At 40.4% G+C, this 12503-nt stretch carries 8 protein-coding genes; 6 read left to right on the top strand and 2 right to left on the bottom strand.

The genetic code is table 11. The features are described 5' to 3' along the window. Window positions 1–186 precede the first annotated feature (186 nt). Window positions 187–2139, bottom strand: coding sequence for a fructose-1,6-bisphosphatase (locus CD039_RS08345; protein ID WP_103371934.1), 1953 nt, complete (start codon window positions 2137–2139; stop codon window positions 187–189). 492 nt (window positions 2140–2631) lie between these two features. Between CD039_RS08345 and putP the strand changes: the two genes are divergently transcribed. The 3 genes from putP (at window position 2632) to CD039_RS08330 (ending at window position 5896) form a co-directional block, all read left to right on the top strand. Continuing rightward, window positions 2632–4173: a sodium/proline symporter PutP gene (putP, locus tag CD039_RS08340; RefSeq protein WP_103371933.1), complete on the top strand. Its 1542-nt coding sequence runs from the start codon at window positions 2632–2634 to the stop codon at window positions 4171–4173. Window positions 4174–4418: 245 nt separating this feature from the next. Then, entirely contained in the window at window positions 4419–5273 is an 855-nt protein-coding gene (locus CD039_RS08335) for an ABC transporter ATP-binding protein (RefSeq protein WP_103371932.1), read from the top strand. Next, complete coding sequence (locus CD039_RS08330) at window positions 5270–5896, top strand: ABC-2 transporter permease (RefSeq protein WP_103371931.1); 627 nt, start codon at window positions 5270–5272, stop codon at window positions 5894–5896. The genes CD039_RS08335 and CD039_RS08330 overlap by 4 nt, the downstream gene beginning before the upstream one ends. 874 nt (window positions 5897–6770) lie before the next feature. Here the strand turns inward: CD039_RS08330 and uptA are convergent. Continuing rightward, entirely contained in the window at window positions 6771–7379 is a 609-nt protein-coding gene (uptA, locus tag CD039_RS08325; protein ID WP_103371930.1) for an undecaprenyl phosphate transporter UptA, read from the bottom strand. A gap of 329 nt (window positions 7380–7708) precedes the next feature. Between uptA and CD039_RS08320 the strand changes: the two genes are divergently transcribed. The 3 genes from CD039_RS08320 (at window position 7709) to CD039_RS08310 (ending at window position 12126) form a co-directional block, all read left to right on the top strand. Then, window positions 7709–8992 carry a pyruvate MFS transporter gene (locus CD039_RS08320; protein ID WP_049406153.1) on the top strand — a complete coding sequence of 428 codons (1284 nt, stop codon included), beginning with the start codon at window positions 7709–7711 and terminating at the stop codon, window positions 8990–8992. Window positions 8993–9236: 244 nt separating this feature from the next. Next, entirely contained in the window at window positions 9237–9935 is a 699-nt protein-coding gene (gene budA, locus CD039_RS08315; RefSeq protein ID WP_103371929.1) for an acetolactate decarboxylase, read from the top strand. A gap of 316 nt (window positions 9936–10251) precedes the next feature. After that, a complete protein-coding gene (locus tag CD039_RS08310) occupies window positions 10252–12126 on the top strand; it encodes an FUSC family protein (RefSeq protein WP_240595105.1) in 1875 nt (624 codons plus the stop codon). Window positions 12127–12503 lie beyond the last annotated feature (377 nt).

Below are 12503 nucleotides of genomic sequence, written 5' to 3'. Positions count from 1 at the left end.
CGTCACCACCTCACAATACGAAGTATTGCAAATTAGTAGTAAACTCTAAATTCTTAAGAATACAAGTTAGTGCAAAACACCATATTCCATCGAACAAAAATTAGCACTAAACTCTAATATACCTACGAACAAAAATTAGCACTAAACTCTAATATACCTACGAACAAAAATTAGCAGAACACACACCTACTTCAGAAAGTGGTCATGCATAAGCTCCTTCAACGTATCAATCTCATCCTGAATCCGCACACCCGTATTCGTATCACGAATCTTCTTACGCTCCAATTCCTTATCAACCACACGACGGATAGACACCTCATCCGTACCATTCTTCAGCACATTCTCCTTCGAATTAAACTCCTGATGCGCAACCAACTGCATACCATACGAATTAAACAACAACGTATAGCCCGCAATACCCGTCGTCGACTGATACGCTTTCGAGAAGCCACCATCAATAACAATCATCTTACCATTCGCCTTAATCGGATCTTCACCCTTAATCTCCTTTACCGGCGTATGACCATTGATAATGTGACCCTGCTCCGGATCCAAGCCAAAGTCCTTCAACATCTTCTTACACATATCCACGTCTTCACGTAAATGATAGTACGGGTTCTTCTCCTCTTTATGAGACGCTTTGTCCTCGATAAAGTAACGTTCAAACGTCGTCATCGCACGCTTACCAAAGAGAGAGGAGTATTTACCAGTCCAAAGGTACCATACGAGATCCGTTGCGAGATCATCGCCAACCTCTTTGTGATCAAAGGCATAGCGTACATAAGACTCGAAAGTATCAAGCAAGTCACGTCCATGATGCTCCACACCATCAATAGACATGCTTTCCATCTCGCCATCTTCATCTACTGGAATACAACCGTGAATGAGTAAGTTGCCATTATATGGTAGGTAAAGTGTACCTTTCTGCATTAAGAATGACATATGACGTTTCAATTTCTCAGATTGTTGTACTGATAATAGTAATTTATCAATGACATCTTGTTCTTCTTCCGTTAAACGTGTCGGATCTTGAGGATCGACAGTTTGGAAACACGTATTTTTTAAATCGTACGTCTTACCATAAATTGTAATCTTATGCGTATCGTAATTGACTTTTTCCAATACTAGACGTTCTTCCATGTCGAAAGAAGGGCGACGTTTGATAATCGGCGCTTCTAACTTAAATTGAATAATTGAAATCGCTTGTTGAATACGTGTCATTTGAGCTTTTTCATATTCAGAAAGATAATCCGCATTCTTAGGTCGGAAAGGCGGATTCGTACCATCGTAGTATTTTTCAGCTAAAGTCAATAAAGGACGTATATTTATACCGTAAGCGTCTTCGATAATGTCGAGGTTGTCATAACGCGCGCAAATGCGAAGCAGATTGGCAAGGCACACTTTCGAGCCAGCATATGCGCCAATCCAAAGCACATCATGGTTACCCCATTGAATATCTACGGACGGATAGTTGATGAGCGTTTCCATAATCTTGTCTGGCTCTGGTCCGCGGTCATAGATATCGCCCACGACGTGAAGGTGGTTCACGACGAGGTGTTGCACTGTAAAGGATAAGCCGATAATCAAGTCATCAGATTGTTCGAGTTCGATAATTTGATCCATCAACGTATCATAATATGAAGATTTGTTATTATATTTATTACTGCGATAGAGGAGCTCTTCGACGATAAAGACGAAATTCTCCGGTAAAGTCTTACGAAGCTTCGTACGTGTATACTTCGAAGAGGCGAAAGTGACGAATGTGATGAGGTTATGTATAGTTGAGCGATACCATTCGTTTAAATCTTCTTTATGTTTAAATTCGTTCTTGATGAGTTTCAATTTCTCTTGAGGATAGTACACAAGCGCTGCAAACTCATTGATTTCTTCTTCAGTTAAATCATCTTGGAAGATGTCATTAATCTTACGTTTCACATTACCTGAACCGTTTCGTAGCACGTGTTGGAACGCTTGATACTCACCGTGAATATCACTGACAAAGTGCTCCGTACCCTTTGGTAATTCCATGATAGATTCTAGATTAATGATTTCTGTCGCAAGTTCTTCTTTATTATCGTATTGCTTTGCGAGCAGGTTAAGATAACGCTGCTTGAAACTCTTTTCTTCAGTTCGAGACATCTCTATTTCGTCACCCCTATAAGATTTAGTTCAATCATTTTACTATTATTCTAACATGTGAGTGAAACGCTTACATCCTTTTATTACTTACTGCATAAAAATACATTATAACTTTTATTATTAAATGTTCTCTCTTCGTGCTTATTAGTTAAAATATGTAAAAGTCGATAATGATAGCACTTCAACGCGATAAACGAATAAAACGTTAGTGCATTATAATGTTACTAAAATATAGTATAATCGTGTATGAACCACATAAATCATTCATTTTATTCAAGAATTGCATACGAAAGAGTGTAAAATCCTGCTAAGATGTAATATTACTATTATTTTTGAGAACGCTATAGACCTTGAATATCAAGGGTTATAGAAATTATCGAGATGTAAAAAGAGACTAAATGACACAATCTTGTTAAAAAGTCCTTTAAAATTCTCGATAGTTTTGTATAATAAATGCATGTAACAAAATTCTACATAGAGGGAGTGCAGATTATGTTTCAATTGGGGGCAACACTATCGCAACAAGTGAATCCTGATTGGCGAACATATATCATGTTAGCTGCTTACTTCATCATCTTGCTTGGTATTGGGTATTATGGGTACAAGCAAGCGACGAGCAACGTAAGTGAATACATGCTCGGTGGACGAAGTATCGGTCCGTACGTTACAGCATTATCAGCTGGTGCCGCGGACATGAGTGGTTGGATGATTATGGGCTTGCCAGGAGAGGTTTACACAACAGGATTATCAGCAGCCTGGTTAGCAATTGGGTTAACACTTGGTGCATATTTAAACTACTTTATCGTAGCACCACGTCTCAGAGTCTACACAGAGAAAGCTGGTGACGCGATCACGTTACCGGATTTCTTTAGAAACCGATTAGATGATAAATCAAATGTCATCAAGATTATTTCAGGTGCCATCATCGTTGTGTTCTTTACACTTTATACACATTCAGGAATGGTATCCGGAGGTAAACTCTTCGATAGTGCATTTGGATTGAATTATCATTTCGGCCTCATCCTAGTGACAGTCATCGTTATCGCATATACATTCTTCGGAGGATATCTTGCCGTATCATTAACGGACTTCTTCCAAGGGGTTATCATGATTATCGCAATGGTCATGGTACCGATTGTCGCAATGTTACAGCTCAGTGGTTTAGATACATTATCTCAAGCGGCTGATCTCAAACCGACGAACTTAGACATTTTAAAAGGGACATCTGTAGTAGGAATCATCTCGTTCTTTGCATGGGGGCTCGGCTACTTTGGTCAACCTCACATCATCGTACGATTTATGTCTATTACACATGTTAGAAAGTTAAAGACTGCACGTCGTTTCGGTATTAGCTGGATGGCTATTAGCTTGATCGGTGCAGTGTTCGTAGGTCTCACAGGTATCGTCTTCGTCCGTGACCAAGGCGTTACATTGAAAGACCCAGAAACATTATTTATCTTAATGGGACAAATCTTGTTCCATCCATTGGTAGGCGGATTCTTACTCGCAGCAATCTTAGCTGCCATCATGAGTACAATCTCATCTCAATTACTTGTAACATCAAGTTCATTAACAGAAGACTTCTACAAGCTATTTAGAGGTGAGGAAGCAGCGAAGAAACGTCAGAAAGAATTCGTTCTTGTCGGACGTCTTTCAGTTATCGTCGTTTCTATCGTGGCAATACTTATCGCATGGCATCCAAACGATACGATTCTCAACCTCGTAGGTAATGCTTGGGCCGGTTTCGGTGCAGCATTTGGTCCACTCGTAATTCTGTCACTATACTGGAAAGGTTTAAGCCGTACAGGTGCAGTGAGTGGTATGCTCGTAGGTGCGATCGTCGTTATTCTATGGATTGTCTTCGTTAAACCGATGGGAGATTACAACGACTTCTTTAACTTGTACGAAATCATCCCAGGCTTTATCGCAAGTTGGGTTGTAACTTATGTAGTTAGTAAAATGACACGTAAGCCAAACCACGATGTCGAACAAGAAATTGAAGATGTGAAATCTACATTGAAAGAAGTTAAATAATTCATCACTTCAAACAAAGGATATGAAATAAATAGATTATGCCTTCATTACTCACGATATTAAAAAAGGGGTAATAAAGTGAGAATGAAGCGGGAGAAATTCAATATATTGTAAGATATAGAGGGCTAATTCCAAAAGGGGGGAATTAGCCCTTTTTAACAACACAGCTACAACGAAAGTGAATTAATGTTATAGTTAAGAAGAAAGACGAACGAGAACAACGAAACACGGAGGAGAACAAAGCTATGCATAGGTTATTAGAAGTGAAACACCTGAACAAATCGTTCAAGAACTCAGAGTTTGCATTACAAGATGTGAGCTTTGAAGTGGATCCAGGTGAAGTTGTCGCATTTATCGGAAAGAACGGTTCAGGCAAATCAACAACGCTAAGCACAGCAATTGGCAATGTACCGAAGGACTCGGGCGAAGTGCGATTCTTCGGCGAGACAATCAACGAAGACGATTACGAATACAAGAACGATGTCGGCGTCGTCTTCGATACAGTGAAATTACCGAAGAAACTCAAAGTCGTAGATATTGAGAAGATCATGCAACAGATGTATCGCAACTGGGAGAGTGAGACCTTCTGGAAATACATTGAAGAATTCGAACTTCCACGTAAACAGAAAGTCGAAAGTTACTCTCGAGGCATGTCAATGAAACTGTCACTCGCCATTGCCTTATCCCATCACAGTCGCCTCTTATTACTCGACGAAGCGACAGCAGGCATTGACGTTTCAGGACGCGAGCAAGTACTAGAAATACTCGAAGATTGCAAAGAACAAGGTGTCGGCATGGTCATTTCTTCCCATATCGTAGAAGATCTCGAATACATCGCTGACCGCCTCATCTTCATGCGCCAAGGCGAAATCGTCCTCACAGTATCGAAATCAGAACTCATGGAACACTATTACGTGGTTAAAGGCGATCAAGAAGCTTATGCGCAAGTTCCGAGAGCACAAATCATCGCCCAACGTGAACGCAGAGGAAAGATAGAAGCCTTAGTCAAAGGGACAGTAGAGACAGATGGCATTTCATGCGAGTCCCTACATTCTATCGATGACGCAACGAAGATCTTAATGAGAGGTGAACGAGTATGAAAGGTTTAATGATGAACCATTGGGCATTGTCGAAGAAGAGCATATGCATATATTTACCGATTGCCGTTGTCATCTGTGTCCTCTTTAATATTGGTCAACAAGGCATGACAGGTGGCTTTCTACCATGTTATTTACTCGCCATCATCGCACTCGATAATTTGAAGAACGAGAAAGGCTCCGACTGGCCGAAACTCGCCTTAACACTACCATTAAACAGAAAGATGTACGTTCAAAGCCACTTTCTATTTTACTTATTACTAGCAGTTACCGGCGGCGTCCTCGTCTTTGTCGTGACGAGCATCTTACAAATGTCCATCATCGTAGGATTTATCGCACTCTTTATAGGCGTAGGCATTACCGCCCAACTGACACTCATGTACCCACTTATGTATAAATACGGTAGTGAGAACTCAAACGGAATTATGATGCTCGCCATTCTACCCGTTATCTTAGTTTACATCGTTTATAGCATTGCTCTAACTATCATTGCTTCCATCGGTCACGACGAGCCAAACCAAATGATTATGTTCATAGGAAGCGCAATATACTTTGTCATAAGCCTATTCGTAGCAGCCCTCATTTACTGGATCGCCGTAAAAGTATTTAAGTCCTTGGCATTTTAATAGATGATAGTGGAAAAAATTAAAAGAACAATAAAGGGTTCGAGAAAGCATTTAAGCAGACTCGAACCCTTAGTTTATGTATGAAGGAAATTTCAAAAAAATGGAGGAAGTGACTAGTTCAGGAATTGGAGAAACATGTTATGCCCGAGTATTAATATTTTGAAGTAACTTCATGTTTTCTCGAAACACTCTGCATTAGAATAAAAATAAAAAATGAGTGGATGAGATGGGTAGTAATGAAAGTGATAAGACAGGATAGATGTAATTTCTGATTTTGTAGACTTTAAAATATAAGTAACTATAAACTTTCCAGGAAAAGACAAGATAAAAATGAATTTCTATGATGAGTATTAAAATAGTAGATGCACTCTAATCCTCGAAACATTAATATTAAAAAAACAAATAGAGAGAGTGTGTTGGTTGTGGTTATGTAACATTTAGAATTATAGGAAAGTATTGGATTAGTAGAATCACTCTCTTCCTCGAAACACTAATATTAAACTAAACAAAAATAAAGAGAGTAGTGTGTGGTGATTTGTAAGTAACTGAGAGTTAAACTGAATGAAATTAACCTACAAACACTTGCAACACGAGTAAAAAAGAGGTGGTGCGACTCCCGAGGTATCAAGGGCACAGTGAAAATCCATTCATAACGCGCAACAAGCGTTATGAATTAGTTGAACGTGACCACCTGGGAAAGCGTCACCACCTCACAATACGAAGTATTGCAAATTAGTAGTAAACTCTAAATTCTCAAGAATACAAATTAGTAGATAGCACTACATTCCATCGAATACAAATTAGGAACAAACCCAATATTCCATCGAATACAAATCAGTACAACACATCCGCATTTTACCTAATCAAAAATCAATCACGACTTACGCTTCCTTTTAACAAAACGATAAATAATATAAATAATCACAACCGCCAACAGAACATACATCACATAAGAATACGTATGTATCCCATTCATCAACACATCCCAACTATCACTCAACAAACTACCAAGATAAATCAACGCAAAATTCCAAATCGTCGTCCCAATCAGAGAAAGCACCATAAACTTCACCACATTCATCCGATTGATCCCCGCCGGAATCGTAATCAACACACGCAACACCGGAACAAAACGACACACCAAGACAGCAATCTCACCATACCGCTTAAACCAGTCATTCGCACGTGCCACATCTTTACCCTTCAACTTAATCCACTTTCCATACTTATCAACAAAACGATACAGACGCTCTTCAGAAACGAGACGACTAATATAATATAAGACAAGCAAGCCTACAAATGATGCAGCAGTCGAGATGACAAAGAGCATCGGTAAAGATAAATCTGATTTCGTCGAAAGCAATCCAGCAAACGTCAGGATAATTTCAGACGGGATGAAAGGCAAGATATTCTCCAAGAGTACGAGAATCGTAATTGCCAAATAACCCCACTTACTAATAAATTCCGTAATGATATGTTCCATAAGGCACGGTTCTCCTTTTTAATATCCTCGTATAATAATTTGAACAGATGTTATTTTAACATAATCGGTGTTCGTATTCTTCAATTTACCCGTTTTACAAGGTGAAAGAGTCGGGCTCGGGACTGAAATTAAAGAAATGTGATTAGTGTATTATTTCATTAAAAATGTTATAAAAGATGCTTGTAGGCGCTTTCATTCTGTGGTAATATCAATGAAACTCTATGTGTTAGTGACATTTGTGGGGCAGCAATTCGCTATAAGGGATGTTATGAAATTGCTAGGAGATGACATTGACGAGAGTTTGATATTAATTGAAAGTAGGGACTATCATGAAAGAACGTAGCTCAAACGTACGATGGTGGTTTGCCATCGTATTTTTCGTTATTGGAATTGTTGCCTATATGGACCGTTCTAATATTTCAGTTATTGCGCCAGATATGATGAGAGATCTTCATTTGGATAAAGGGCAGTTTGGACTTCTCGCATCTTTCTTCGCAGCAGGTTATGCGTTGATGCAAGTGCCTTCAGGTTATCTTGCTGAGAAGTTTGGACCACGTAAGATGTTAACTGTCGCACTTGTGTGGTGGAGTGCTTTTACCATTTTGACAGGTATTGTTAAAAATCATGGGTTAATGTACACCGTGCGTTTCCTCTTTGGTGTCGGAGAAGCGCCGATGTATCCATCTAACGCAGTGTTTAACTCCTATTGGTTTGCGAAAGATGAGAAGGGTCGTGCTTCGAGTATGTTGCTCGCAGGATCTTATTTCGGTCCAGTTATCGCACCAGTGATTACTGTATCGATCGTCTCAGCATTCGGTTGGCATTCCGTTTTCTATATCTTTGGTGGCGTAGGTATTCTCTTAGCATTACTATGGGTAATTATCGCGAAAGACTTACCTGAACAACATAAGATGGTGAACGAAGCAGAGAAGCGTTTCATTCAAGCGAATCGTGACATCGTTGCGACAGAGAAATCACATGCACCTTGGTCGGCATTCTTTAAATACTTCAGTTTCTATGCGATTGCGGGTCAATACTTCGTTGTGCAATTTATCATTGCGTTATTCTTAATATGGTTGCCGACGTATTTTACAGAACAGTATCATATCTCATTGAAAGACTCCGCATGGCTATCGAGTCCGCCATGGCTCGTCATGTTCTTCCTGATCTTAACAGGTGGGACAGTGTCAGATGCGTTATTGCGCATGGGTAAATCACGTTTCGTAGCGCGTGGACTCATCGCGATTGCAGGCTTTGTCGTCTTTGCCGTGTCGCTCTTCTTAGCGATTAAGACAGACAACCTTTACGCCAACGTTGCTTGGATTTCAACATGTTTAGGCGGTATCGGTGTAACGATGGGAATGAGTTGGGCAGCTGCAACCGATCTCGGTCGTAACTTTGCTGGCTCTGTTTCAGGATGGATGAACTTGTGGGGGAACATCGGAGCGATGCTCAGTCCATTCTTAGCAGGTAAGCTTGCGGATATCATCGGTTGGACGAACACTTTAGAATGCATGATTATTCCAGTTATCTTCGCGATTATCTTGTGGTTCTTTGTGAAGCCTGACCAACCTTTACTGATTGGTAAAAATGACTTGAAGAAAGTGAAATAATAATAGGGAAGAACTCAATTCGACTTAGTGGTAAGTCGGTTGGGTTCTTTTTTTGGGAGGGATCTTTTATAAAATGGCATCGTCTTCTAAAATATTATTACTAGAAAAGACATAATATCAGCTCGTAATTTTTAACCTAAGCTCAAGCACTTCAATATCTCAACGCGCCAAAAAGTTGTATAATGAAACTAAGTGAAAGTAGAAGTAAGTATGATAAAGAAATAGAAAGGGAGACAAATTGGAGATGCTATATCAACACGGAACGTTAGGGACGTTGATTGCTGGCATGTTACAGGGCACGACTTCAATAGGTGAAGTCACGAAGCATGGCGATTTCGGAATCGGAACGCTAGATGGTTCAGATGGTGAAGTGGTCATTCTCGATGGCAACGCGTATCATGCGAATGCGCAAGGTGAATTTAAAGCGTTGACAGGCGAAGAGCTCACGCCATTTGCGACTGTGACCGATTTCCAGACAGACGAAACGATCAATGTGCGTCATATTACTGATGCTGAGGCGTTACTAGCGCAAACGAAACGTCGAGCAGCGAGTGACAATATCTTCTTCGCAGTGAAGATGACGGGCAAATTTGAAATGATGCATGTTCGTATGATGCCGAAAGAGGAACCGCCATATCGCCGACTTAGTGAAGTGGCAAAGAACCAACCAGAATTTACTCGTGAACAAGTCGAAGGTACGATTGTTGGTTTCTACGCACCTCAATTATTCCACGGTATCGCAGCAGGCGGTTATCATCTTCACTTTGTAGACGATGACCGTACTTTCGGAGGTCACGTACTCGATTTCGAGATGAACAGTGGTACGATTGAAATTAACAATATCGACACGTTACAACAACATTTACCAAGTAATGATGCGCAGTTTATGGGCGCAGATATTGATTATAGTAATATTGCTCAGGAAATTTCTGAAACTGAATAATAAATTACTGATAAATTGGGCTAAATGTCCAAGTGAGTCTTAGGGACTCAACGTTGTGTTGAGTTGCTAGCTCACTTTTTTATTTTTAAAGGTAAAATGGGACGAGCATAGCGAAAAAAGTCATCTTGCTACTCGAGTCATTTTACCACAACTACCTTCACTAGCTAATGTAGTAGTGAAATATTAAGAAATTTGAAGTGAATTGTCTCCTACCTAACTAAAAAGTGTTAGTATAGTAGGGTATGACATTGAAACATGATAATAGGAGATGAACGATTTGCTTTCGTACATAAAATCCTTAATGAACTTTAATAAGATGAAAGTAGATTCAGCTAAAGGTATGCGTCAAACGATCTTGATGTTGATACCGCTCATCATCGGATATTTGACACATCATATGTCGATAGGATTATTAGTATCCATAGGTACATTAACTCATACGTATGCGATAGGGGGCACAGCGAGAGCGCGTGTACGTATCATCTTTCTTGCGACAATCGGACTGTCCATTGCGATGATGCTCGGTACACTGACGATTAAGCAACCTATCCTCTTTGGTATCTTACTGCTTATCGTGACGGTCATTCCATACTTTGTGCTCAGTTCAATGCATATTGTCGGGCCGTCTGCTACATTCTTTATCGTCGCATTCAGTTTATCGATTAACTTACCAGTAGCGCCGCAAGAGTTCTTACTTCGTGGTGCCTGCGTATTTATCGGTGGTATGCTTGCATTAGTTGTGATCGTTATTGCGAACCTGTTGAGTCGTGAAAGTGCTGAGGCGAAAGCAGTGAAGAATGACTACAATATGTTGAAGCAACTCGCGTACAACTTTGACGATCGTCAGGCTTTCCGTAATGCGTCTAATACTGCCGTTCAAACATTCAGCAATGCAGACAAATACTTGCTGACGAGTTCGGGTGCGCGATCTCGTGAGACTGCCCAGTTTCAGCGATTATTGCTCTTGCATACTGCTGCGTTAGGCGTTTACTCAGAGTTACTTGAGTTGAGCGAACGTAATTTACGTCCATTGCCTAACCAAGTTAAAGAGATGTTAGATTACGTTATTAAACGAGTCTTTTCTGACAATACTTCCGCTAAACGTTGGAATCAGCAGATTAATGTACCAGAGGAATATAACAATTTAGTTGGTCATATTTTTAAAATAGATGAAATACTCGACCTTAGCGAAGAGCGAGTGAAACACGAAGTCAACGTGCGTATTCCAATTTATGGTCGTCGTGTCATTCAGCATTTAACGCTGGATTCCTATTTCTTCAGAAATGCCCTACGTTATGCGATTATTATTGGGATTGCAATCTTTGTAGCCTTGATGTTTAACTTTGAAAAGGCCTATTGGATTCCATTAACAGCGCACACAGTCTTGATTGGTGCGAATACGATGCACAGTTTTGAACGTGCAGGAAGTCGTACGATTGGTACGATTCTCGGTGTACTTGTGCTATCGCTTATCTTGATGTTCCACCCACATACGATGATTGCGATTATTCTACTTGCCGTATGTGCGGGTATGACTGAAGCGTTCGTTGGTGCGAACTACTCATTCGCCTGTATCTTTATCACAATTCAGGTTATCTTATTGAATGGTATCGCAGCGAACTATTTAACGATCGCAATTGCTCTACCACGTATTATTGATGTGCTCGTCGGTGTAGCGATTGCGGTGATTGGCCTCTTGATTCTTGGACGCAAGACGGCTTCAACGATGTTGCCGAAAGTGATTGCGGATGTGTTCCGTAGTGAAGCGGTCATGTTCCATTATCTCTTCTCTAAGAATGAGCGTGCGTCGTTTGAAGAGGACAAGTATCGTATGTTGCGTTTGACGTTGAAGTTGGATAATATGTCGCAGCTGTATACGGGTGCGCATGGTGAGGTGTTTAGTGATAAGCATCGGATTCAGGAGTATTATCCGACGATTTATGGTTTAGAGGAATTGAGTTTTATGTTGAATCGTGCGTTGAATAATGATGGGCGTGATCGTATTGATGAGCATGTGATGGGTGATTATTTGGTGATGTTTGAGAATTTGGCTAAGCATTTTGAGAATGGTGGCCGGATTACTCAGATTGTGTTGCCTGAGTTGCCGCAGTATAAGTATATTACGTCGGCGTTGACGCAGATTCAGCAGAATTGTTTGAGTGTGCATCGGGCGAAGGTGGATTATGATTGATGTATGGGGAGTCGAGCTGTGTGGGTAGCTCGGCTTCTTTTTGTTTGGGTAAAATGTGGTGTGATCTACTAATTTGTGTTCGTAAGATTGTAGTGTATTGTGACTAATTTGTATTCGATGGAATATAGGGTTTGTTCCTAATTTGTATTCGTAAGATTGTAGTGTATTGTGACTAATTTGCATTCGTAGAAATATAAAGTTTGTTCCTAATATGCAATACTGCGTATTGGGTGGGAGAAACGGCTCGCGTTCTTAGGGGGTCACGCTCAACTAAGTAATGATGCTTGTTGCGCATCATTACTGGATTTTCGCTGTGCCCTTGATCCCTCAAGAGTCTCGCCTACTCCCACCTTTTACTTGTGTTGCAGGAGTTCGAG

It is taken from the genome of Staphylococcus argensis, from assembly GCF_002902305.1.
Lineage (GTDB): Bacteria > Bacillota > Bacilli > Staphylococcales > Staphylococcaceae > Staphylococcus > Staphylococcus argensis.
This window is presented reverse-complemented; position numbering and strand designations above follow the sequence as displayed.